The following is a 23540-nucleotide window of genomic DNA, read 5'->3' on the forward strand; positions in this document are numbered from 1 at the left end:
CTGTCGGTTGGGGCTGGGGGTGGTAGGAAGGCGGGGTGAGTGAGCAGCAGAGTGCGCTGGCCGAGCCCCATGACACCGCGGTGGCTGAGGAGGAGGCGGTCGCTCTTACGAGCGAGTTGATCCGGATCGACACGACCAATACCGGGGATCCGGCGACCGTGGTGGGGGAGCGGTTGGCGGCTGAGTACGTGGCTGAGAAGTTGGCCGAGGTCGGGTATGAGACGACCTATGTGGAGTCGGGGGCCAAGGGGCGGGGGAACGTCATCGCGCGGTTGGCGGGGGCGGATCCCTCGCGGGGGGCGTTGTTGGTGCACGGGCACCTCGACGTCGTGCCCGCTGATCCGTCGGAGTGGTCGGTGCACCCGTTCTCCGGGGCGGTGCAGGACGACTACGTGTGGGGGCGCGGCGCGGTCGACATGAAGGACATGCTGGGGATGACCCTGGCCACGGCGCGGCGGTTCAAGCGGGACGGGATCGTGCCGCCGCGGGATCTGATCTTCGCGTTCCTGGCCGACGAGGAGGCCGGCGGCGAGTACGGGTCGCAGTGGCTGGTGGAGAACCGGGCGGACCTGTTCGAGGGCGCGACCGAGGCGATCAGCGAGGTGGGCGGGTTCTCGATCACCGTCAAGGACGGGGTCCGGGCCTACATGATCGAGACCGCCGAGAAGGGGATCGCCTGGTTGCGGCTGCGGGCCCGCGGGCGCGCCGGGCACGGGTCGATGGTGCACGAGGACAACGCGGTCACCAAGCTGACCCAGGCCGTCGCCCGGTTGGGGACGCACAAGTTCCCGGTCGTGATGACCGACTCGGTGCGGGAGTTCCTGGCCGCGGTCACCGAGTTGACCGGGATGGAGTTCGACGAGGCCGATCTCGACGGGTCGGTGGCCAAGCTCGGGGCGGTGGCGCGGATGGTCGGCGCGACGCTGCGGGACACGGCCAACCCGACGATGCTCAACGCCGGGTACAAGGCCAACGTGATCCCGTCGGTGGCCGAGGCCGTCGTCGACTGCCGGGTGCTGCCGGGTCGGCGGGAGGCGTTCGAGCGGGAGCTGGACGAGATCCTCGGGCCGGACATCGAGCGCGAGTACGTCACCAACCTGCCGCCGGTGGAGACGACCTTCGACGGCGCGCTGGTGGACGCGATGACGGCGTCGGTGATCGCCGAAGACCCGGGTGCGGTGACGCTGCCGTACATGCTCTCGGGCGGGACGGACGCGAAGGCGTTCCAGTCGCTGGGGATCCGGTGCTTCGGGTTCGCGCCGCTGAAGCTGCCCGCTGACCTGGACTTCTCGGCGTTGTTCCACGGCGTGGACGAGCGGGTGCCGGTGGACGCGCTGAAGTTCGGGACCCGGGTGCTGGACCGGTTCCTGCGCAGCAGCTGAGCTCGAGCGGGCGAGTGGCAGTCGGCCTGCCACTCGCCCGCTCACCTGCTGAGGACTACTAGAACCAGCGCTGCTGCGCGGAGGTGTTGCAGGACCACTGGTAGACGGTCCCGCCGTTGTAGTTGGTGTTCGGGTTGACGTCCAGGCAGCGCCCGGAGTGGACGTTCTTGATGCTGAAGCCCGCACCGTTGGTGGGGTAGGTCCACTTCTGCTGGTTGCCGCCGTTGCACGTCCACAGGTAGACGGTGCCGCCGTCCCAGTTGGTGCTGGGGTTGGCGTCCAGGCACATGTTGGTGTTCGCCTTGGGCCTGATGGTGCCGTCGGTGTAGAGGTACCAGAACTGCTGGACGCCTCCGTTGTAAGCCCACTGGTAGATCTGACCGCCGTTGTTGTTCACCGTCGCCGGGTTTGCGTCGAGCACGCGGCCGGGGGCCAGTCCGGTTTGCAGGGTGTAGGCCGCCGGAACAGCGGACGCCTGTGCGGGCATCAGGGCCACCATGCCGAAAACTGCCGCCAGGGCTGTCAGGACTATGCGGAACACGCGGGTTGCGCGCACGTTCGTTCTCCTTCTTCGGGAACCTCGCTCCTGGTGGAGCGGTGCGCGACAAGATTCCCAGCGGCGCCGGGCCGTTGGATCCGCCAACCGGATTTCTTTGTTCCTTCAATTGGGTGACCGGATATCCGATGGAAGAGTTACGGAGAAAAAGGAAATACTTGGACCCGGCAGTTCCGGCAGATCAACTCCTGATTGCCACAATCGACTTGGTCAGCCCCGCTACCTTCTCGTGCCAGACGGTGGAGTCGGGGAACAGCAGGCGCATCTCGGAGATCGACAGGAGCTCGCAGGCCAGGACCGCGTCGAGGGCCCCCTGGTAGTCGAGCTCGGAGTGGCCGAAGGGCCAGTGCGGCAGGAGCTTGGCGCGCAGGTGCGGGGAGAGGAACTGCAGGCCGGGGAAGACCCAGTGCGGCTCGATGGGGAAGTAGCGGTACGGGGTCTGGACCCAGTGCCGCTTCGCCGAGGACTGGACGACGTCGGCGAGGCGTCTTCGGGCGGAGTAGCCGCCGACGTGTTCGATGAGGCTGTTGGAGACGACGAGGTCGAACTGCTCGCCGCCCAGGCTCGTGGGGCCGCACGCGTCGTCGACGATGTGGCGCAGCCAGGGGCCGGGGGAGTCGGCGTCGACGAGGTTGACGGTGGTGACCTCGGCGGGGCGCACGGAGGCGTTGAGCCAGAAGGAGGGCAGGCCGCCGAGGTCGAGGACGCGCATCTGCGCGAGGTCGGGGAAACTGTCCAGCAGTTTCTCCCAGCGCTTCGCCCTGGCCCATCCGGACACGGAACGGGAATCATCCGGGTTGTTCAGCTTCCGCTTCAACTGCTGGGTTAGCGTCACTATTCCCCCTACACAGAATTGGCCCCAGGCGGCGTGGATCACAAATAGGGTCGCTGTACCGCCCGTAGTCGTTCCCTTGCTGCCGGTGACTCCACTCGTTCGGCGCAAGGACCGATTTCCGCAGCCGGTCCGACCAGGCCATTTCGTCGGATTGCGTAGGCACATCGAGGAAACGTCAGCGGCTCACGTGCCAATGACGTCACATTTGCGCGGCAAACGGAGGTCGGCTGGATCCGCCGAGTAGTCGAAAGGTGGCCGACAACGGGCCCACGCTGCTTGGGAGCGAAATTCAGATCTATTTTTGGGTTAAACCGAGTCGGGTGACCACGAGTCGATCGGGGGGCGGTTGATCCGGCGCTCGGCGGCCGGCAGGTCGTAGACGATGTGGTGGCTCGCGACCAGCAGCGGGTCCCAGCTGTGCGGATCGATGCCCAGGTCCGCGAGATGCTCGCGCAGCCGCGCCCAGTCGATGTGCGCGCCGGTGTCGCGGGTGGCCTGCAGGGCGCAGGTCGCGGGGTGACCGGGCGGGGTCTGGGCCATGAGTCGGTTCAGGGCCGCTGCGGGGTTCATGTCGCTGCGTTCGGTCGCGGCGGTCATGGCCTCGAGTTCGGCGTAGAGGCTGGCTGACACGGACGGGTCTATAGGAGCGGTCATGGCCGCGTACATGGACGGGACCTCTTCGCCTGCCATCAGGTACGACTCGCGGATGACGTCGATGGGCTCGTCGGAGGCGTGGACGTAGGCGACCAGGCAGTTGGGGGAGCCGAGGACCTGGCGGAGTTGGCCGGGCTCGCGTCGTTCCGGTCGGGCCGGGCCCTTGAGGTAGGTCAGCCGCAGGCTCGCGGGGAGGTGCTCGACCGGGGTGGTGTCGCGCAGCACCACTAGGACCGCGTCGGCGTAGTCGCAGATCGCGTCGGCGACGTCCAGGCAGTCCTGGGTGGAGATGGCGGACTGGTAGTGCCACACGGCCGCGGCGACGCGGTGGTCCAGGCGGAAGCGGGTGTGGTGGACGGGCTCGAAGCCGTGCGCGCGGACGAAGTCGAAGCACGGGCGGGCGAGACCCGCGGCCACGCAGTCCGGCTGGATGACGAGGAGGGCGTGCCCCTGCACGGCCGCGATGAACGGGGCCGCGTGCCGGATACCGCCGAGGAACCACTCGTCGACGGCCAGCAGGGACCACTTGCGCGGGTCGGCGGTGAGGGTCCGCCAGTCGTAGCCGGGGGGTTCCTCAGTGGACTGGTCGCTGGGCGGCACGTGATCATTGTGCGCACATGGCGCTGAGGGCGTGCACGGGGTTGACTGAACCGGTCGTGGGTCGGGCGCGTACCTGTTGTATTGCCTAGTGGAGGTGGGTATGCCGGAGTTCATCAACGGGTTGCCGGTGCACGCGCTGGTGGTGCACGCCGTGGTGGTGCTGGTGCCGCTGTCGGTGCTCGGCGCCATCGTGATCGCGCTGTGGCCCGCGGCTCGGCGGCGGTTCGGGTGGCTTGTCGTGGGGTTCGCCGCGGTCGCGACGATCCTGACGCCGATCGCGACGTCGAGCGGGGAGGACCTGGAGAAGCGGCTGCCGGAGAGCGACCTGATCAAGGCGCACGAGGAGCTCGGCGACCTGACGATCTGGTTCGTGCTGGGGCTGCTGCTGGCGGTGACGGCGCTGATGGTGGTGAGTTCGCTGCCCGCTGACGTGTGGACGAAGCCGGTGGTGATCGTGCTGGCGGTGCTCAGCATCGGGGCTGGAGTGCTGGCCGGGGTGCACGTGTACCGGGTGGGAGACGCGGGGGCACGGGCGGTGTGGGACGGGATCGACCAGCAACCCGCCCGCTAACGCCTAGTCCCTGACCCGTTCGAACTTCTGTGTCCCGCTGCGTTGGTCGATGGTGAGCTGGTCGAGGTCGCAAGTGACCCCAACGGTGGCGTCGGGGGGAATCAGTCGGGAGAGCGGGATGGCAGGCATGGCTTCGTCGCGTACGCGGATGGTTCGGCTGCCCGAGCTGGCGGTCGCGTGCAGGTGTACTTGCTCGTCCTCGATGTCGTAGCGGTAGTCGACGGTGCCGACGAAAGTGATGACGATCGGAACGCCCGAGTGCTCGCCCTTGTGCTCGGTGCCCGTGCCGAAGTCGAGGCGAGCTGTGCCGTCCGGGTTGAAGACCCACTTTTCGCCCGCGGTGGCCAACGAAATGACGATGTCCTTGTCGCGGGTGAATGTTTTGGTACCGGACACTTCACGCCAGGTGCCCGCAAGGCACTCGCGCGTGGTGGTTGACGCTTTGAACGGAAACCTGCCTTGCAGCAGCATGCTGTCGCGCGGCACGGCCAGCACCCGCCGTACCGCTTCCAGCGTGGCGGGGACGGCGAGCGGCACACGCGACTTCCCGATTCGCACGAGAGCCAGCACCAGCGACGCTGGGGGCTGGCGGGGATTACTGGGGGTTGTCTGACGGTGCCATGGTCGGGAGTGGGCTGGCTGGGGATGGGGGCCTGGGTGGTTGCAGGTTGATGTACCAGCGGTCGTCGCTGCGGCCCAGGGCGTGCAGTGTTGTGGCGTCCTCGGCGTTCAGCGCCGCGACGTATCTGCCCACTGCGTCTTCCACGTTCGACCCGCCGTCGAAGGTGGTGTCCGAGCCGCAGCCGCCGAGGGCGGCGAGCACGGCGACGACCGCGATCAGCCTTCGGCGTCGAGCGGTCGGGTGGATGTCAGATCGCGACCTTGGGGACGCCTGCTCGGCGGATCTTGCGGCGGAGGAGGACTTTGCGGGTGCCGTCGGCGTAGAGGCGGACTCGGGAGAGTTCCCAGCCGTTGAATTCGGCTTGGATGGCCAGTTGGGTCGCCGCTGTTAGGCGGGATACGCCGGGGGGTAGTCGGAGTGGGAGGTATTCCCAGTCGTCTTCGGTCATGGTTGCACCACCTGAACACCTCCTCCGTTGCCGGACGCGACCACCACGCGTCCGGTAGCTGCATCGACCGCGACCGAGTTGGGTTGAGCGACCGTGGGGTAGCGGTGCCGTTCGATGGGCTCCTCACCGCCGACCTGGTAGGCCACGACCTCGTTGGTCTCGGTCAGCGTTACCCACGCCAGGTCGCGCTTGGCGTCGTAGGCGATCCCGTAGGGCGAGCCGGGCACGGGGTAGCGCTGTCGCATCAGCAGGGGGTTGGCCGAGAAGGCCAACAAGGCGCCGCCGCGGGTGTCGGTGATCAGGACGCGGCCCCAGCGGTCGGTGACGCCGTTGGTCGAGCCCTGGCCCGCGCGCAGACCCTCCCCGACCGTGCCCTTGGCGACGTCGAGGCGGAATACCGCGTTGCGCAGGCGGTCGAGGACGAGGGCGTCGGGGCCGGTGCTGAACACCTGGTCGGCGCTGAGCAGGCTGCCGGAGATCAGGCGCGGCGCCTGGTCGGCGTCGAGGACGGCGATCTGCCTGCGGTCGCGCACGGCGACGAGCGTGTCGCCCTGGTAGCTGGTCGCGGCGGCGGGGGAGCCGTCCACGGCGGACTCGGTGAGGGTGCCGCCGGGCAGCGCGACGCGGACCACCCGGCCCGGCACCGTGGCCAGCAACGCGCCGTCACCAGCGGTTGTCAGGGATTCGGCGGTGCCGGGCAGGGTGAGCGAGCGCGGGGTCTTGTCGAGCGCGTCGAGGTCGTAGAGGCGCAGTTCGACGCCTGTCGCCACGGCCAAGGTGCGGGTCGTGGCGTCGGTGGCCACGGCGGCGACCGGCGCGGACAGCGGTAGGACGGTGCCCGTCGGGGTGGCGCTGGGCGCGGGGGAGCGGGCGGGGGTCGCGGCCACCGGGTTGTCGGTGACCATCAGCTCGTCCCTGGGTTGGTCACCCGATGAGCAGCCCGCGACGAACGCGGCGCACAGGGCTGTGGAAGCGACCAGGACGACCAGGCGGGGCAAGCAGACCTCCGGACGGCGGGGACAGGCGTCCCTCCAGCATCCCGCAACAACGACACGAAGGCCACGTCCGGTGGGGTGTGTCCGCCCACCGGACCTCAGGCGGCCAGTTCGGCTTCCGCGCGGGCCGTCACGGCCGCCAGTACGCGTCCCGCCGTCTGCTTGTCCTCGGCGGACAGGTCGCCATAGAGGAGCGCGGCGATGGTGTCGACGCCGTCGCTGATGTGCTGGAACCGGGCGCGGCCCTCTTGGGTCAAGGTCAACCCGGGACCTGTGAGGCCCTCTTGGGTCAACCGGGCGACAGTCAGCGCTGCCTCGGCGCGGTCGACCTTGAGTCGCTCGGCGAGTCTGCCGACCAGTTCGTTCTCGGGGATGTCGGCGTCGGACAGCAGCACCAAGGCGACCCAGGTCGGGAAGTCCGTGTTCGCCTCGTCGAGCAGACGGTCCAGCAGCGCACGGGTGGCGCGACCGGCCTGGCCGATGACGAGTCCGTTGAAGGGGTAGGTCATGTCTCCTCCTGTGGGTCTTCGAGCTGTGGGTCGTTGAGCAGCGTGCGTAGTGCGTCGATGAGGGCTTGGGTGCGCGGGCTGTCGACGCCGCCTAGTGACGCGGTGAGCTGGTCTTGCAGCGCGACGACGGCGGTGATGGCCTGGTCGGTGACTTCGCGACCGCGGTCGGTGAGCGACAGCAGCATCGCCCGGCTGTCCGCGGGATCGGGTGTGCGCGTCACCAGCCCGGCCTGCTCCAGGGAGCGCGCCAGCTTCGACACGTAGAGCGGCTCAAGGCCGGTGAAGTCGGCGAGTTGCCGTTGACTCGGTCGGGTACCAGCCCGCTGCAGGCTCGACAGCGGGGCGACGACCGCGTATTGCGCGTGGGTCAGCCCCAGGGGTGTCACCACCCGGTCGATCATCGCCCGCCAGCGGGTCGACAGCCGCCAGACCAGGCCGGACACCGGGGTCGCCGCATCGCTCATGGCAACTATAGTACATGGATACTATGTCCATGGACAATGTTCGCTGCACCACGAAACAGGCAGGTCAGGTTCACCGGATTCGGCAACTTGTTACCCCGGGCGAGTGATGTCGCAACCAACTTGTAACACCCGGAGTGTGACGGCCGACGGAGCAGGCACGAGTGCAGGGAGGCAGCAATGGCGATCGACCCCACTCACCTGCCGATCTTCGGCGACGTCGAGCCCAACGACCCGCCCGCGCCGATCCGCGCGGCGAGCGTCCTGCTGCTGATCAACGTCGCGCTCACCGCCGCGCACCTGGCCGTCGTCACCGCCAGCACCGACCACGACGTGTCGCTCGCGCTGCTGCCGATCTGCCTGGCCGTCGCCTTCGCGCTGGGCATCCGCGGCGGCCGCGACTGGGCCCGGGTCGCGTCGCTGCTCGTCGCCGGACTCGCCCTGCTGCTCATGCTCGGCGTGGCCGAAGGCGTCCTGGGCGTCACCGCGCTGGTGCTCTCGACCGTGCTCGTCCTCGCGGCCGGGCACCTGATGTACCGCTCAGACGTGCGCGACTACTTCGGGCTTCCCGACAACGACAGCGACACCGACGACAGCGACACCGCAGGTACTGAGGTCGCTCCGGACGGCGAAGACGACTTCGGCGGACCTAGTGCAGACGCCGCTCCGGGTACCCGAACTCCACGGCGCTGACGTCGTCGAGCGCCGAGCGAATCGCCGCCGGTAGCGTCAACTCCTCCGCGACGAGCGACCCCTTCAACTGCGCTGTATCGCGCGCCCCGACCACCGGCGCCACCACGCCGGGACGATCCCGCACCCACGCCAGCGCCACCGCCAACGGCGACGTGCCCAGCCCGTCCGCGGCTGTTGCCACTGCCTGCACGATCCGGGCGGCCCGATCCGTGCGATGTCTCTCCACGTACCGCGCGAACACCGGCGAGGCTCCCCGCGAGTCTGCGGGCGTATTGGTGCGGTACTTACCCGTCAACACGCCTCGACCCAACGGCGCCCACGGCAACACCCCCAAGCCGTGGTGCACACACGCGGGCACGACCTCACGCTCCACCCCGCGCTCCAGCAACGAGTACTCCACCTGCGTACTCACCAGCGGTAGACCTACCGACGCCTGACGAGCCGCTGCGGTCGCGGTCTGCCAACCGGTGTAGTTCGACACCCCCGCGTAGCGGACCTTGCCCGCCCGCACCGCGCTGTCGACGGCCGCGAGGGTCTCCTCGAGCGGCACCGCCTCGTCCCAGGCGTGCAACTGCCACAGGTCCACGTGATCGGTGCGCAACCGCCGCAGCGACCCCTCCAGCGCGGTCAACAACGCCCCCCGCGACGCGCCCCCGCCGAACGGCCCGTCGTGGCGCCGCGCGACCGCCTTGGTCGCCAGGACCACCCGCTCCCTCGGCACCAGGTCGCCCAGCAGCGCGCCGAGCAGCCGCTCGGCCTCCCCGTCGGCGTAGATGTCCGCGGTGTCGACCAGGGTGCCGCCCGCCTCGGTGAACGCCGCCAACTGGGCGGCCGCCTCGTCCGCGTCGGTGTCCCCGCCCCAGGTCAGCGTGCCCAGGCCCAACCGGGAAACCCGCAGCCCGCTGCGCCCGAGGTGTCGTTGCTCCACGATCACCGAGCCTAGGCCGCCACCGGGTCGGCGCCACCGGAGGCCCACTGGCCAAGCACCCTTACCGGTGAGTAACCTGCCGGTCATGCGACTCGGACTGAACATGGGCTACTGGGGTGCGGGCAACGACGCGGCCAACCTGGAACTGGCGCGCGAGGCCGACCGGCTCGGCTACTCGGTGGCCTGGGTCGCCGAGGCCTACGGCTCCGACGCGCCCAGCGTGCTCGCCTGGGTCGCCGCGCAGACCACCCAGATCGACATCGGCAGCGCCATCCTGCAGATCCCCGCGCGCCGCCCCACCATGGCCGCGATGACCGCCGCCACCCTCGACACCCTCTCCGGCGGCCGCTTCCGGCTCGGCCTGGGCGTGTCCGGCCCGCAGGTCTCCGAAGGCTGGTACGGGGTCAAGTTCGACAAGCCGCTGGGCCGCACCCGCGAGTACGTCGACATCGTCCGCACCGCACTGCGCCGCGAACGCGTCGACTACCAGGGCAAGCACTTCGTCCAACCGCTTCCCGACGGTCCCGGCAAGGCACTCAAGCTCACCGTGCACCCGGTACGCGAACACATCCCGATCTACCTGGCCTCCATCGGCCCCAAGAACCTGGAACTTACCGGCGAGATCGCCGACGGCTGGCTGGCCATCTTCTACTCACCGGAACACGGCCGCGAGTCGCTAGAGGTCATCGCGAAGGGACGCGAGAAGGCGGGTAAGACCCTCGAAGGCTTCGACGTCGTCCCCACCAGCCCGTTGGTGGTCGACGACGACTGGCGCCGCGCCGCCGACACCGTCCGCCCCTACGCCGCCCTCTACGTGGGGGGCATGGGCAGCCGCGAGCAGAACTTCTACAACAACCTCGCCTGCCGCATGGGCTACGAGGCCGAGGCCACCGAGTGCCAGGACCGCTACCTGGCCAAGGACTACGCGGGGGCCGCGGCAGCCGTGCCGCTGGGATTCCTCGACTCGACCTCGCTACTCGGCCCGAAAGAGCGCATCGCGGACAAGATGCGCGAACTGGCCGAGTCCGGGGTCACCACACTGACCGTTTCGCCGATCCTGCAAGATTTGGAGCGCAGCAAGGCGGCCCTGCGGGTCGCCGTGGACGCTCTGGAGCTAGCGGGAGTCGGTAGTTGACCTGGTTGCAAGCAATCGTCCTGGGCATCGTGCAGGGACTCACCGAGTTCCTGCCGATCTCCTCATCGGCGCACATCCGGATCGTCTCGGAGCTGTGGTTCGGCGGTGACGCGGGCGCCTCGTTCACCGCGGTCATCCAGCTGGGCACCGAGACCGCGGTGATCATCTACTTCGCCAAGGACATCTGGCGGCTGCTGCGCGCCTGGTTCGTCGGCCTGTTCTCCGCCGCCGGGCGCACCGACCCGGACTACAAGCTCGCCTGGTACGTGATCATCGGCTCCGCGCCGATCGCCATCCTGGGCGTGGTGTTCAAGGACGCCATCCGCTCCGGGCTGCGCAACCTGTGGATCACCGCGATCGTCCTCATGGTCTTCGCGGTCTTCCTGGCCATCGCCGACGAGGTCGGCAAGCAGGCCCGCGACAAGCTCACCATGCGCGACAGCATCGTGATGGGTTTCGCCCAGGCGATGGCCCTGGTCCCGGGCGTCTCGCGCTCCGGCGGGACGCTCACCGCGGGCATGTTCCTGGGCCTCAAGCGCGAAGCCGCCACCCGGTACTCGTTCCTGCTGGCCATCCCGTCGGTGTTCGGCGCGGGCATCTTCAGCATCCCCGACGTCCTCGACCGCAGCGGACCCGGCGTGCAGGCCAGCGTCCCGCAGACGGTCGTGGCCACCGTGGTGTCCTTCGCGGTCGGCTACGCCTGCGTCGCGTGGCTGCTGCGGTACGTGTCGAAGAACAACTTCATGGTGTTCGTCTGGTACCGGATCGCGGTCGGCGCGCTCTTGTGTGGACTGCTCGTGACCGGGGTCGTCGCACCCACGTGATCGGCACCGCTTAGGCTCTTCGGCCGTGGCAACACTCGTCCTCCTCCGCCATGCCCGCTCCACCGCCAACGGCTCCGGTGTGCTCGCGGGTCGCAGCGAGGGGGTCACCCTCGACCCGACCGGCCAGCGGCAAGCCGCCGACCTGGTCGACCGGCTCGCCGAGGTGACCCTGCACGACATCGTGCGCTCCCCGCTGCCGCGCTGCGAACAGACCATCTCCGCCTTGGCGGCCGCCCGCGGCCTCGAACCCGTCGTCGACGACGCGTTCCTCGAGGTCGACTACGGGTCCTGGACCGGCAAGGCCATCAAAGACCTGCTCGGCGAACCGCTGTGGAAGGTCGTTCAGCAACACCCGTCGGCCGCGGTGTTCCCCGACGGGGAAGGCCTAGCCGACGTGCAGGCCCGCGCTGTGCGGGCGGTGCGGGCGCATGACGCGCGAATCACCGCTAAGTACGGCGAGCGCGCGGTGTGGCTGCTGTGCAGCCACGGCGACGTCATCAAGTCCATCTTGTCCGACGCGCTGGGCCAGCACCTGGACACGTTCCAGCGCATCGTGGTGGACCCGGCGTCGGTGAGCGTCATCCGCTACACCGAGACCCGTCCGTTCGTGCTGCGGATGAACGACGCGGGCAAGGAGTTCGCCGGGGTGGTGCCGCCGGAGCCCAAGCCGGAAGAGAACACCGGCGACGCCACTGTGGGCGGATCGACGGGCAGCGCCTAGGCGCTGCCCTGCAAGTCAGGCATGCGCTATCCGCGCCCGCGCTGCCCCTGACCGCCCGCGCACCCAGGAACCACGCGGATCACCGATCCCACGCACCAGACTCACAGGACAGCGCCTAGAAGCCGAACACGTCGTTGCTGCTGACGATCGCGACGCACTGGTTCGAGTACTCGCGGGAGAAGTAGACGTAGTCGCCGTACCAGTCGCCCTTGGCGGTTACCACTACCGGGTCGTAGTTGTAGGTGCACGGCCTATCGGTGTCGCTCAAGGCGTCGAAGTCGGCGTTGACGGCTTTAAGGGCGTCGCACGCTGCCTTGGGGTCGGCGTGGGTGCTGCCGTCTGTCGGGTCGCAGTTGAGGATGGCCGCCTTCGTCTGGCCGTTGCTGAGCCACTGCGTGGTGAGCGTCAGCGACGCGCCGGGATCGGCGACTGCGGCTCGCGGTTCGTCCGGAGACGCCGCCGTGGCCGCGGCGGTGCCACCGCTGAGTGCCAGTGCGGCCAGGGCTAGGCCTGCGAGCACGGTACGCATCGAGGGTCACTCCTCGGGTTCGATTGTGTTCGTACCGTTACTGCGTACCCGGATGATGTTGTTCGCGCCCAGACCTGCCCGGTGAACCACCCGATCGTGCGGCACAACGCTGGTGGATCTGGCCACCTCCCGCCAGGAGGTGGCCAGATCCCACGACCGCTACTCGGTGGCGTGGAGTTGGTTGGTGATCGCCCATTGGTCGACGTCAGTGGTGGGTTGGGGGCCGTCCGGTCCCCACGACGGGACGAGGTAGGCGGTCCCTCCCGTGATCCGGTAGACCTTGCCCGTGCTGTGCCCCCGCACGTGGGTGCCGTCCGCGGGGACCGCCGGGAGCCGCGTGATCGCCCAGTTGTCGACGTTGACCCAGCTGGAGTAGGGCACCGCTTGCAGGGAGGTGACCGGCAGCGGTGCGCCGCCCGCGACCACGGAGATCGCTCCCGTCGTGTAGCCCCGGACCACTGTTCCGTCTGCCGGATGTGGCCGCAGGCGGTTCCCGATGGCAGCGTGGTCGACGAACGCGAGGGAGGTCACGGGCTGGATGTTGTCGAACGCCGAGACCGGCATGGCGGCGCCGCCCGCCATCACGTGCACGACGCCCGTGCCGTGGTCAACGATCATGGACCCGTCGAACGGGTGCCGCAGGAGTTGGTTGTCGATCGCCCACGGGTCGACGTTGGTCCACGACGTGTACGGGACGTTGCCGAGGTTGTAGACGGGCATGGGCGACTTCCCGGCCACCACGTAGATGCCGCCGGTGAAGTGGTTGCGGACCATGGTCCCGTCCACCGGGACCGCTCGCAGTTGGTGCTCGATGGCCCAGCCGTCCACGTCGATCCACGTCGGGTTGGGAATGGCGCCCATGCCGGTCAGGCGGAACCCGAATCCCCCCGCGACGGTGAACATCTCACCGGTGACCGGGTTGCGCAGACCGGTGCCGTCAACCGGGTACTGGGGCATTCGGTTGATCTCGCCCTGGGAGTAGTTGCGGGCGATGGTGCGTTGGCCGCCAACCGCGCTCCAACTGGTCACCCAGAGCGGAGCGCGTCCTGCGATCACGTACACCCTGCCCGTGTCAGTGGCGAGAACGTAGCTGCCGTCAGGTGGTACGGGCACCGGATTGACGTGGGGGAAGTAGAGGTACTTGTGGGCGCGCTGGCCGCTCTGCGGGTAATACGTCTCGTTGAGGCCGTTGTAGCTGGTGACGTTCACCGAACCGTCACCGTTGATCGACTCGACCCACGCCACGTGGCCGGACCCGCCACCTCTGGAGCCATCCCACCACGCCACCGCCCCGACCATCGGGTTGTTCCCGTACGGCACGCCTGCCCGATCCGCGGCCGCGAGCCAGTTGGCCGCGTCCCCCCACCGCTGACCGCTCGGTTGGCCGTACGAGTTGGCGAAGGGGATTCCCGCCTGGTTCAACTTGTACGCGACGAAGCTGGTGCAGTTGCGTCGCGCGAACCCCCACTGGTCGTATTTGGTCCCTACCGCGGTGGACTCGTACCCAGGGTCGTAACCAGACGCAGTCGCGCGGGCTGGAAAGGTCGTGAGGAGGAGCAGGACGCCTACTAGTGCGGTCAAGAGAAGACGGGCATAAGACACACGAAGTCCGCTTGTCACCTGGCTTGCCTCCAAGGGGTGTCCCGTGCTGAACATCCCCTGGAGTGAACCGGAGCGCCTGTGTCAGCGCTAGCCGCGACCACTGAGATTGCGCCAGGTATGTTCCTGCTTACCTCGACTGGTCTAGCAGTTCGGACACGCTGGTCATTTCAGTGGCTTAGTCCAGGCATTCCTCTATTGAACGAGGCGGATCAGTCCCGGCGGACCGACACCACGTGCGTGATGACCGCGGCGACCGCCAAGGCAGCCAGCCCGGCGGGCAGCAATGCGAGGGCGAGGGGCAGCACGTCACCGGCGTCGCTGGTGTTCGCCATCCGCTTGAACAGCGTGTTCGGTGGCGAGCCCGTGGTCAGCAACGCTGCTGCAGCCAGCGCGAGGGCCACCAGCAGCGCGTAGCCCTGCCGCCGGAACACCAGGCGGGAGCAGACCAGGCCGATCGCGATACCCAGGGACCCGCACAGCAGGTGGGCCAGCGCCCCGGCGGGTAGGTCGGCCGCGGACACCGGGCGCGGGCTGAGCACCAGCGGCATGACGAGGCCGATGACGGTCAGTCCGAGGGCCAGCAAGGCGCTCACCGCGACCGTGGCCGCCAAGACCCGGATCGGGCTGCGCGCGGCCACGACCGTGATCGCGCGGTGAACCGGGTCCTCGACGCTGATCACCGCGATCGTCAGCCAGGTGGCGCATACCAGCGAGATCGCCGCGTTGAGCGCGTAGACACCCGGCAAGGGGCCGGAGTTGTTGCCGGAGGAGATGCCGACGCCCGCGCAGAACAGCAGTACCGGGGCCAGGTAGCGCTGAGCGTGCACTGTTGTGGCGAAGGTGTAGCGGATAAGCGCGTTCATGAGGCCGCCTTCTCCGGGGTGACGCTGTCGATTGACCAGCCGTGGCGTAGGGCGACGGCGAGAAGGGCGTCGGAGTGGGCGCGGTCGACCCGAACGAACAGCTGCCCTTGGTGGGTGACGGCGGTAACGACGCCGTCGAGGTCGTCCCAGCCCGGATCCTCGGCGTCGGAGTCCGGTCTCGATAGCGCTACCTCGACGATGGCGCGTTCCGGTGCGATCGCGGCGGCGATCCTGCCGTCGTGAATGCGGTGGATGCGGGTCGCGTTGGCTCTCGTCACGGACTCGCGGTGGTCGGTGAACACCACAGCGCCACCGGCCGCCGCGGTCTCGGCGATGATGGTGGCGAGAACCCCATGCGCGTCGGCGTCCAGGCCGGACCAAGGCTCGTCGAGCACCAACAGGCCCGGTGGCACCATCAGCGCTTGAGCCAACGCCACCTTTTGCGCGTTGCCCTTGGACAGGGTCCTTAGCTGGGAGTCGAAGCCGCCCTGCAGATCCAGCCGCTCGAGCAGTTCCTCGGCTCGCTCAGCGGCAGCCTCGCCGGTCATCCCACGGATCCGACCCAAGTGCCCCAGGTAGGCCAAGGCGGACAGGCGTTCGTTCGGTGGGAACCGCTCCGGTACATAACCGACGACATCCGGTCGGCCGCTCACCTGCCCCAGCGTCGGTCGCGACACCCCGACCATCAGCCGTAGCAACGTCGACTTGCCTGAGCCGTTGCCACCCACGATGGCGACCACAGCGCCAGGTTCGACAGTCAGGTCTACCTCGCGCAGCACCCAGTTACCGCCGCCGTAGCGCTTGCTCACTGCCTCCACGCTCAGCATGAGGCCACCTCAGCTCGTGCCTGGGCCCTCCTCGTGGTCGGCCAGCAATTGGACCTGGGCGAGCCTGGTAGGACCGTCGAGAACGAGACGGTAGTGCCGGTGGTGTTCGGGTGTTGTTACCTGGAACGGGCGAGTCTGCAGACGCCACCGGAACACCTGCTCGACCTGCCGGTCCAGCACCTGCCAATCGCGGCCGTCCGGCGACCCCTCAAGCACCCAGCCGGTCGGGTCCGGGCCGCTCGACGCCGAGGTCAACGTGTAGAGCACGACCCGGCCCGCCGCGGCGACGGTCACCGGGGCGTCCACTGTGGTCTCGGTGCGGGCAGTGTCGTCGAACAACGGACCCGGCATCCCCGCGGTGAGGTCTCGCAGCGGAATCCCCGTCCCCAGCGGCTTTGGCAGTTGGCCGGCGCCCCACAGCGACGGCGTCGGACCCATCGTGAACTCCAACCGCGCCCCGGCCGCGATGACGTCGTGGTCGATCCAGGCGTGGTCGTGTGGTTCGCCGTTGACCAGCAGCCTCTGGACGTAGACGTTGTCGTGGCTGTTGCCGTCCGCGATCACCTCAAGGTCCCCACCGTCGAGGTGCACCACCGCGCGGCGGAACAAGGGGGAGCCGATCGCGTAGACGGGGGATCCGACCCGCAGCGGATAGAGGCCTAACGCGCTGAAGAGGTACCACGCGGACATCTCGCCGTTGTCCTCGTCGCCGCAGTAGCCCTGACCGATCTCACTGCCCTGATAGAGCCGGGCCAGCACGTCACGCACGATCTCCTGCGTGCGCCAAGGGCGACCGAGCTGCGTGTAGAGGTACGGGATGTGGTGGGCGGGCTGGTTGCTGTGCCCGTACTGCCCGAGCCGCACATCCCGGGCCTCGGTCATCTCGTGGATGGCTCGACCGTAAGAGCCCGGGAACGCCGCAGTCTCCGGTACCGAGAAGTACTCGTCGAGCAGGTCCGCCAACGCGGCAGGCCCACCGTGCAGCGCGGCCAAACCGATCGGGTCGTGGGGGACACCGAACGCCGCTGTCCAGCCGTTGGTCTCGGTGTAGTCGTAGCCCCACACCCGGGGGTCGTACTTGTCCGCCGGCCACCGCCACGACTTGTCCCTGCCCTGGAAGAACCCGACACCCGGATCGAAGTGGTGGACGTAGTGGCGGGCACGGTCGAGGAAGTACGCGTGGTTGGCGGCATCACCGAGCGCGGCTGCCATGTTCGCGATGCCGAAGTCGTTGACGCACCCCTCCAGTGCCCACGACATCCCCTCGTTGACGCTCATGGGCGTGTAGTGCAGGAACTGCGACCGATCGAGCCCCTTACGACCCACGCTGTCGTTCGGCGCGACGACGGTCGCGTTGCGCAGCGCCGCCTCGTAGGCCTCCTCGATCCCAGGCACCCCCTTGAGATGGGCATCGGCGAACGCCACATCGGAGCTGGTGCCGGTCATCAAGTTCGCGTACCCGGGGGAGGACCACCGCGACACCCAGCCGCCATCGCGGTACTGCTGCACGAACCCATCCACCAGCTCACGACACCGGGCTGGGTCGAGCAGCGCGTAGGCAGGCCAGCACGTGCGATAGGTGTCCCAGAAGCCGTTGTTGACGTAGACCTGCCCGTCTTTGATCGACGGCGGGCTCACCGGGCTCGCATAGCGCGGCCCGGTCTCGGTCGGTTCGAACCCGGAGTTGGGGTAGAGGAACAACCGGTAGAGGCACGAGTAAAGCGTGGTGAGCTGGTCCTCGGTGGCGTCCTCGACCTCGATCCGGTCGGTGATCGCCGCCCACCGCGCCTTGGCCTCGTCGCGGACCTCGTCGAAGTCGCGCTCGTCGAGGTTGCGGCGCGCCTGCTCGGCGCTGATCAGCGAGGTCGCCACCCGCACCGTCACCTGCCGGGTGCCCTCGGCGAACCGCAGCAGCATCGTCCGATCCCGCGCCAGCCCGCGCCACCGGTGATCGGCACGCGTGATCGGCTTGTCGACCGTGGCGTGGATGAACATCCGCCCCGCGCCCACCGACAGTCCACTACGAACGTCGGTGTAACCGGTGATGGTGTCTCCGTCGACATCCACCCTGCCGCCCAGCCCCACGTTGTCCAACACAAGATGCGCGGCCCCCGGCGGGTAGGAGAACCGCAGCACGGCAGAGTGATCGCCGGGGGCCACCTCTGCCCGCACGCCGTGGTCGAACTCGACCAGGTAGTGATAAGGGTGGGCCTGCTCCCGCGCGTGGTCGAAGGTCAGGGCCCGTGCCCGCCTGCCGACAGCGGTACCGGTCGTCGGCATGAAGTGGAACGTGTGCCGATCACCCATCCACGGGCTGGGCATGTGGCTCAACCCGATCGCCTGCAACGCGGGCTTGTTCGTCGCCGTGTTGCCGCGGTGGTACTCATACGACCAGTTCGTCACCGCCGCGTTCGTGACCGGGATCCAGAAGTTGAACCCGTGCGGTACCGCTGCCGCCGGGATCGTGTTGCCACGCGAGAACGACCCGGTTGAATGCGTGCCCCGAGTGGTGACGATGCGTTCGACCGGGCTGCCCTGCCGCGCGCGGGTAGCGCCAATGGCCAAATCATCGATCCATCCGCCGAACGTCGCCGGACCGTGCGGGATGTCCACGGCCAGCAGGACCCGCGCGATCGTCTTGCCTATAGCGGCGTCGAGGCGGACAGCGCGGTAGTTCCACTGGTCGGGGAACAGCGCCTTGGACTCACCCTGCGCCCGCGCGGTGATCGGGTAGCCGAGCTGGTCGACGGCACCGAGGTCCGACAGGCGGCTGCCGTCGGAGAACACCAGGTCGACCGCGACGTGGGTGGCCAGGTAGCGGTCGTCGAACTCGGGGAAGACCACATAGGACAGCTCGTCACCCGCGGTCACCTCCTGGTCGGACCAGAACAGCCGGTTCACCGCCTCGCCGGGGGCCTGCGCCTCGCCCTCGTAGCGCAATGCGCGCAGTCCGGTGAAGCCGACGCCCGCCTTGGCCGCCGGCGCGGTGGCCGGGCCGGGCCCCACGCGCGTGCGCAGGGTGACGACGGGGGAGCGGGCACCCAGTTCGGGGGTATCGGTCCAGGTGGGGACCGTGTCGGCCGCCTCGAACGAGGTGCGGAACCCGTGCATGCCGGACACGGTACGCCCGACGGCGGGGTTCGAAGTGATCTTCTGCCCGGATGGCCGATCGTGACGGTGGTCATTTCCCCCGATTCGCCGAGGGCCACCCCAGTAGGGTCCGCGGCAGGGCGAGGGAGGGGGACCTGGTGCCACCGGGAGTCGGGGAGCTGTTCATCGCGGAGGTAGACCAGGACGCCTGGCGCCGCCCGCTGGTGCCGTGGTTGGTCGGCGCCGCCGCGCTGGTCGTCGCCGGACTCGGCCTGCTGCTGGTCGGCTGGGTCGGCGTCCTGGTCGCCGCGGTCGGGCTGGCCGTGGCCGCGGTCAAGCTCGGCGGCTACGCGGCCCGCCACAAGCGCCGCTCCAGCCCGCTGATGATCGACCTCACCGGCGTGCGGCTGCCCACCGGCCAGGGGCCCGCGTTCCTGCCCTGGGACACCCTGCGCTCGGTCGGCGTCGACGGCCCCACCCTGCGCTTCCGCGTCCGCCTCAGCGTCACCCCCACCACCCCCGGCGTCACCGGCCTGCACCGGCGCGACGCCTGGCCGGTCGCCTCCGGCCCCGGGCTGCCGCTGGACACCCGCCTGTTCACCCGCACCAGCGAGGACATCGTGGCCGCCCTGCGCGACTACTCCCGCGGGTCCCTTCGCATCGACTGACGCCAGCGGACCGCCCCGCGGCAGTGCGCTCCTGGTGCGCGTTCGGAGTGGCCGGTCGTAGATCAGAAATGCGGCCACATCGTTGGAGCAGGTCAAAACGTGAGGGGGTTCGGTCACCCACTGTGGGGGCGATGATCACTCAGATGGCGTGCACGTGAATCTGCACGGGCGGGCTACAGTCAGCGCTCGATGTCACTCGATCGTGCACTGGCGGGGGTGGTTCGACCGTGCTCTTCGGCGACCTGCGAGGACGCGTCCGCTCCCCGCTCCTCGATCTGGTCCGGCTCAACCGCGTGGTGCGCTGGGGGCAGGGCGCCGAGCCGGTCGAGGTGATCGCGACCGAGGCGGACACGCCCTACCTCAGCGGGGTCGGCGGGTCGGCGGGGTTATCGATCAACCCGTTGTCGCCGGTGCTCACCCGGCCGTTAGGGCAAGCGCGGCCGCCGGAGGACTTAGCCGAGGTGCTGCGCGCTGTGACCACCAGGATCGCGTTGGTGAGCCTGGCCGTCGGTGAGGGTGATGAGCACCCGCTGCACGCAGCACTCGATGACACAGCCGCCCGCGACATCCTGGTGATCACCGCCGGGGACACCTCCGTCGCCGACCACCCGTGGTCCATCCCCGTCCTGTCCTGCACCCCGTCCGGCCGCCCCAGTTGGTTCGTCGAGCCCGACCCCGACGCGCGCGGGCTGTTCGCCCCCGGTGAAGAGGTCCCCGGACCACAAGGCCCCACCACCGGCAACGGCGTCGCCGCCGCGGTCGTGGCCGCCACCGCCGCGCTGTTGTGGACGTTGTTCCCCAGCGCGACCGCGACCCAGCTGCGTTCGGCGCTGCTTATAGGCACCACCACCCGTCGTGTGGGCCCGCCGCTCCTCGACGCTGAGCGCGCGCACGAGCAACTGGCCCACTACGCCACCTGAGCGCCTAACGCGACAGGAACCCGTCCAGCACCTCGACGCCGAACCGCAGCCCCTCCACCGGCACGCGCTCGTCCACACCGTGCGCCATCGCCCGGTAGTCGAACCCCTCCGGCAGCAGCAACGGCGCGAACCCGTAGCACTCGATCCCGAGCTTGCTGAACGCCTTGGCGTCGGTGCCGCCGCCCATGCAGTACGGGATCACCACCGCCTCCGGGTCCTGCGCGCGGATCGCGTCCGCCATCGCGTCGAACCACGGCGACTCGATCGGGGACTGCACCGGCGGCTGGTTCGCGATGAACTCCCGGCGGATCCCCGGCCCGAGCAGGTTGTCGATATCCGACAACATCCACTCCTCGGTACCGGGCAGCACTCGAGTGTCCACCTGCGCCTGAGCCACCCCCGGCACCACGTTCACCTTGTAGCCCGCGGACAACACCGTCGGCCTGGTGCTGTTGCGCACCGTGTTCTCCACGAGCTTCACCGCAGGCCCGAACCGGGCGATCGTGCCGTCCACGTCGTCCCAGTCGACCGGGACGTCCAGCGTCGCTGCGGTGCGCTCGATGAACTCGCGAACAGCGGGAGTCAGCACCACCGGCCACTGGTGAGCCGCCAACCTGTGCAAGGCGTCGACGAGCTTGACCACCGCGTTGTCGTCGTTGCGCCGAGAACCGTGCCCCGCCTTACCCGTCGCCGTCAGCAGCAGGTGAGCCGTCCCGCGCTCGGCAGTCCCAACTGGATACAGGTGGGCCAAACTGCCGTCGGGACGCCTTGTCGGCACCGTGTAGCCGCCGGACTCACCGATCGCGACGGCGCACCCCTCGAACAGCTCCCGGTGGTCCTTGATCAGCCAGTGCGCCCCGTAGTCGCTGGTGTCCTCCTCGTCGGCGACGAACGCGAACACGATGTCGCGCAGCGGCGTGCGCCCCTGCTCGGCCCACCGCGCCAGCACGGTCAGCACCGAGGCGCACATGTCCTTCATGTCCACCGCGCCCCGGCCCCAGACGAAACCGTCGCGAATCTCACCCCCGAACGGATCGACCGCCCACTCCTCGGGATCGGCGGGCACCACGTCCAGGTGCATCTGCACCAGCAGCGCGGGCAGGTCCGGGCGTTGCCCCGACAGCCGCGCGATCACGTTCGACCGGCGCGGCGCGCGCTCGAGCAGCACCGGCTTCAACCCCGCGTCGGTCAGCAGGTCGGCGACCAGTTCCGCCAGGTCACGCTCACCGCGCCCCTGTCCGTGCCCCCGGTTGGTGGTGTCGAACCGGATCAACCGCGCACACAGCTGCTCAACCGGTTCGATCATTGAGTCGACCTCCTCGCTCGCTGGCCCATGGACGCCACCCTGGCCACACCCGGGCCCGGTCCGCAACGTGAACACCGGTGTTTCGTGGGCCGAACGGCGGCCACCAGGTGTGACCATCCGCACGCGGCTCGTGCGACCACAACGACCATCGCCCGGATATGTCGACCGCCACCTGTGTAATCTCTTCTCCCGATGGCCACCAGCACAGAACCGTCCCCACACGTGGAAAACCCCTTGGGCGCTGAGAACGCGGACACTGCGACACCCCTGCCCGACCAGGGCGCGACCGTCACCGACGGCCGCGACGACCAGGTCGACCGGCGGGCCAACCCGCTGCCCGTGCGCACGATCGCACTCGGCACCGCGGGCAGCCTGCTCATCCTGCTCAGCGCGTTCGGCGCCGCCGGGGTGCTCATCAGCGACCCCGTGCTCGGGCACGGCCCGCTCTCGTGGATCCGCTACGGCCACGGCCGGATGCTCGCCACCGGGACCCTCTACCTCGGCTTCGGCCTGGTGGTGTGGGCCTGGGTGCGCCTCGGCAGGCACGTGCTGGCCGGGCGGGTCGGCTCCCGACCGGTGCTCATCGCCGCGGCGAGCTGGATGGGACCGCTGCTGGTGTCCCCGCCGGTCTTCACCCGCGACGTCTTCTCCTACATCGCGCAGGGGGCGCTGCCGCTCTACGGGCAGGACCCGTACGCGGTCGGGCCCATCGTGCTCGGCCTGCAGGAGGTCGTGCAGAACGTCCACCCGTTCTGGCAGACCACCCCGGCGCCGTACGGGCCGATGTTCATCCTGCTTGCCAAGGGCGTCGCCTGGGTCACCGGCACGAACATGATCCTCGGCGTCATCCTGATGCGGTTCGTGCTGCTCGCGGGCCTGTTCATGCTGCTGTGGGCGCTGCCCGGCCTGGTCCGCCACCTCGGCGGGCACCTGCCGACGACGCTGTGGCTGGCCGTCGCGGGCCCGATGACCGTCGTGCACCTGGTCGGCGGCCCGCACAACGACCTGCTCATGGTGGGCTTCCTCGCCGCGGGCACGCTCTGCGTCCTGGACCGCAAGCACGTGCTCGGCATCGCCCTGGTCACCCTCGGCGCCGCCGTGAAGGCCACCGCCGCGCTCGCGCTGCCGTTCCTGGTGTGGGTGTGGGCCGGGCACCTGAAGTCCACGTTCTGGAAGAACTTCACCCGGGCCGTGGCCGCCGCCGTCGCCACCACGGCCGTCGTGTTCACCGCGACCACGCTGCTGGCCGGGGTGAACCTGGGCTGGTTCAAGGCGCTGCAGGCGCCGACGATGATCGTGAACTGGCTGTCCGTCCCGACCGCGGTCGGCGAGGTCGTGCACTCGATCGCGAACATCTTCTTCGACGCGAACAAGAGCTGGTTCGTCAACACCACCCGGGTCATCGGCGGTCTGCTGTTCTTCGCCATCGCCATCCGCCAGTGGTGGTTGGCCCGCACCGGCGGCGCCGACGCGGTGCGCCGGATGGCCCTGGTCCTCTTCGCCGTCGCTGTCCTCTCGCCCGCCACCCTGCCGTGGTACCTGACCTGGGGCTTCGTCATCGCCGCCGCCCTGCCCTGGCAGCGCAGGCAGCTCGCCATCCTGGTCGGCGCCGCGGTGTTCCTGGTGCTGACGTACTCGCCCGCCGGTGAGGACCTGCTCTACAACTGGCCGTTCATCGCCGCCGCGCTCGCCGTCTCCGTGCTCGCCGGGATCTCCCTGGTCCGCCACGACCCGCTGCGCCTGTTCAACGACCGCCACGAACTGGTCACCGTCGAGGCCCCGGTCAAGGTCTGAATCCGGT

General features: G+C 69.1%; 24 protein-coding genes. 9 read left to right on the forward strand and 15 right to left on the reverse strand.

Annotated elements, in window-relative coordinates; all coding sequences use genetic code 11:
* Positions 1–35 precede the first annotated feature (35 nt).
* Entirely contained in the window at positions 36–1382 is a 1347-nt protein-coding gene (locus tag LV75_RS16770; RefSeq protein WP_253887850.1) for a M20/M25/M40 family metallo-hydrolase, read from the forward strand.
* A 58-nt stretch (positions 1383–1440) separates the two neighbouring features.
* On the opposite strand, the gene LV75_RS16775 is transcribed toward LV75_RS16770, so the two are convergent.
* From LV75_RS16775 to LV75_RS16785, 3 genes are all read right to left on the reverse strand, one after another.
* On the reverse strand, positions 1441–1938 hold the full coding sequence (locus LV75_RS16775; protein WP_253887851.1) for an RICIN domain-containing protein: 498 nt from the start codon (positions 1936–1938) through the stop codon (positions 1441–1443).
* A 181-nt stretch (positions 1939–2119) separates the two neighbouring features.
* A complete protein-coding gene (locus tag LV75_RS16780) occupies positions 2120–2773 on the reverse strand; it encodes a class I SAM-dependent methyltransferase (protein WP_253887852.1) in 654 nt (217 codons plus the stop codon).
* 306 nt (positions 2774–3079) lie between these two features.
* Positions 3080–4027, reverse strand: a complete 948-nt coding sequence (locus LV75_RS16785) for a nucleoside-diphosphate kinase (RefSeq protein WP_253887853.1) — start codon at positions 4025–4027, stop codon at positions 3080–3082.
* A gap of 100 nt (positions 4028–4127) precedes the next feature.
* On the opposite strand from LV75_RS16785, the gene LV75_RS16790 reads away from it, so the two are divergent.
* Positions 4128–4598, forward strand: coding sequence for a DUF2231 domain-containing protein (locus LV75_RS16790; RefSeq protein WP_253887854.1), 471 nt, complete (start codon positions 4128–4130; stop codon positions 4596–4598).
* Between the two features lie 3 nt (positions 4599–4601).
* On the opposite strand, the gene LV75_RS16795 is transcribed toward LV75_RS16790, so the two are convergent.
* The 5 genes from LV75_RS16795 to LV75_RS16815 all read right to left on the reverse strand — a co-directional run bounded on the left by LV75_RS16795 (position 4602) and on the right by LV75_RS16815 (position 7636).
* Complete coding sequence (locus tag LV75_RS16795) at positions 4602–5135, reverse strand: hypothetical protein (protein WP_253887855.1); 534 nt, start codon at positions 5133–5135, stop codon at positions 4602–4604.
* 332 nt (positions 5136–5467) lie between these two features.
* Positions 5468–5668 carry a DUF5703 family protein gene (locus LV75_RS16800; protein WP_253887856.1) on the reverse strand — a complete coding sequence of 67 codons (201 nt, stop codon included), beginning with the start codon at positions 5666–5668 and terminating at the stop codon, positions 5468–5470.
* Entirely contained in the window at positions 5665–6666 is a 1002-nt protein-coding gene (locus LV75_RS16805) for a YncE family protein (protein WP_253887857.1), read from the reverse strand. Before LV75_RS16805 ends, LV75_RS16800 begins: the two co-directional genes overlap by 4 nt.
* Positions 6667–6761: 95 nt before the next feature.
* On the reverse strand, positions 6762–7172 hold the full coding sequence (locus tag LV75_RS16810; RefSeq protein ID WP_253887858.1) for a winged helix DNA-binding protein: 411 nt from the start codon (positions 7170–7172) through the stop codon (positions 6762–6764).
* Positions 7169–7636 carry a MarR family winged helix-turn-helix transcriptional regulator gene (locus LV75_RS16815; protein WP_253887859.1) on the reverse strand — a complete coding sequence of 156 codons (468 nt, stop codon included), beginning with the start codon at positions 7634–7636 and terminating at the stop codon, positions 7169–7171. The genes LV75_RS16810 and LV75_RS16815 overlap by 4 nt, the downstream gene beginning before the upstream one ends.
* A gap of 177 nt (positions 7637–7813) precedes the next feature.
* On the opposite strand from LV75_RS16815, the gene LV75_RS16820 reads away from it, so the two are divergent.
* Complete coding sequence (locus tag LV75_RS16820; protein ID WP_253887860.1) at positions 7814–8326, forward strand: hypothetical protein; 513 nt, start codon at positions 7814–7816, stop codon at positions 8324–8326.
* Here LV75_RS16820 and LV75_RS16825 read toward each other — a convergent pair.
* Positions 8283–9254 (reverse strand): aldo/keto reductase, encoded by a 972-nt coding sequence (locus LV75_RS16825; protein ID WP_253887861.1) that lies wholly within the window; start codon positions 9252–9254, stop codon positions 8283–8285. The genes LV75_RS16820 and LV75_RS16825 overlap by 44 nt on opposite strands.
* Before the next feature lie 85 nt (positions 9255–9339).
* Between LV75_RS16825 and LV75_RS16830 the strand changes: the two genes are divergently transcribed.
* Genes LV75_RS16830 through LV75_RS16840 form a run of 3 tightly spaced genes read left to right on the forward strand, consistent with a single transcriptional unit; the run spans position 9340 to position 11934 of the window.
* The gene (locus tag LV75_RS16830; protein ID WP_253887862.1) at positions 9340–10389 is read left to right on the forward strand and encodes an LLM class F420-dependent oxidoreductase; all 1050 of its coding nucleotides are present in this window, start codon (positions 9340–9342) and stop codon (positions 10387–10389) included.
* Complete coding sequence (locus LV75_RS16835) at positions 10386–11213, forward strand: undecaprenyl-diphosphate phosphatase (protein WP_253887863.1); 828 nt, start codon at positions 10386–10388, stop codon at positions 11211–11213. The genes LV75_RS16830 and LV75_RS16835 overlap by 4 nt, the downstream gene beginning before the upstream one ends.
* Positions 11214–11238: 25 nt before the next feature.
* Positions 11239–11934: a histidine phosphatase family protein gene (locus tag LV75_RS16840; RefSeq protein ID WP_253887864.1), complete on the forward strand. Its 696-nt coding sequence runs from the start codon at positions 11239–11241 to the stop codon at positions 11932–11934.
* A gap of 115 nt (positions 11935–12049) precedes the next feature.
* On the opposite strand, the gene LV75_RS16845 is transcribed toward LV75_RS16840, so the two are convergent.
* From LV75_RS16845 to LV75_RS16865, 5 genes are all read right to left on the reverse strand, one after another.
* Positions 12050–12463, reverse strand: a complete 414-nt coding sequence (locus tag LV75_RS16845) for an SSI family serine proteinase inhibitor (RefSeq protein WP_253887865.1) — start codon at positions 12461–12463, stop codon at positions 12050–12052.
* Positions 12464–12622: 159 nt separating this feature from the next.
* Entirely contained in the window at positions 12623–14119 is a 1497-nt protein-coding gene (locus LV75_RS16850) for a CHAP domain-containing protein (RefSeq protein WP_301319322.1), read from the reverse strand.
* Positions 14120–14274: 155 nt separating this feature from the next.
* Positions 14275–14928: a hypothetical protein gene (locus LV75_RS16855; protein WP_253887867.1), complete on the reverse strand. Its 654-nt coding sequence runs from the start codon at positions 14926–14928 to the stop codon at positions 14275–14277.
* On the reverse strand, positions 14925–15755 hold the full coding sequence (locus LV75_RS16860; protein ID WP_253887868.1) for an ATP-binding cassette domain-containing protein: 831 nt from the start codon (positions 15753–15755) through the stop codon (positions 14925–14927). The genes LV75_RS16855 and LV75_RS16860 overlap by 4 nt, the downstream gene beginning before the upstream one ends.
* Before the next feature lie 9 nt (positions 15756–15764).
* Complete coding sequence (locus LV75_RS16865; RefSeq protein ID WP_253887869.1) at positions 15765–18866, reverse strand: GH92 family glycosyl hydrolase; 3102 nt, start codon at positions 18864–18866, stop codon at positions 15765–15767.
* 137 nt (positions 18867–19003) lie between these two features.
* Here LV75_RS16865 and LV75_RS16870 point away from each other — a divergent pair, with 137 nt between their 5' ends.
* Complete coding sequence (locus LV75_RS16870) at positions 19004–19513, forward strand: hypothetical protein (protein WP_253887870.1); 510 nt, start codon at positions 19004–19006, stop codon at positions 19511–19513.
* Positions 19514–19740: 227 nt separating this feature from the next.
* A complete protein-coding gene (locus LV75_RS16875; protein ID WP_253887871.1) occupies positions 19741–20433 on the forward strand; it encodes a hypothetical protein in 693 nt (230 codons plus the stop codon).
* A 4-nt stretch (positions 20434–20437) separates the two neighbouring features.
* On the opposite strand, the gene LV75_RS16880 is transcribed toward LV75_RS16875, so the two are convergent.
* Positions 20438–21739 carry a M20/M25/M40 family metallo-hydrolase gene (locus LV75_RS16880; RefSeq protein ID WP_253887872.1) on the reverse strand — a complete coding sequence of 434 codons (1302 nt, stop codon included), beginning with the start codon at positions 21737–21739 and terminating at the stop codon, positions 20438–20440.
* 192 nt (positions 21740–21931) lie between these two features.
* On the opposite strand from LV75_RS16880, the gene mptB reads away from it, so the two are divergent.
* Positions 21932–23533: a polyprenol phosphomannose-dependent alpha 1,6 mannosyltransferase MptB gene (gene mptB / locus LV75_RS16885; RefSeq protein ID WP_372504187.1), complete on the forward strand. Its 1602-nt coding sequence runs from the start codon at positions 21932–21934 to the stop codon at positions 23531–23533.
* The last annotated feature ends 7 nt before the right edge of the window (positions 23534–23540 follow it).

Origin of the sequence: Actinokineospora diospyrosa, from assembly GCF_024171925.1 — a bacterium.
Lineage (GTDB): Bacteria > Actinomycetota > Actinomycetes > Mycobacteriales > Pseudonocardiaceae > Actinokineospora > Actinokineospora diospyrosa.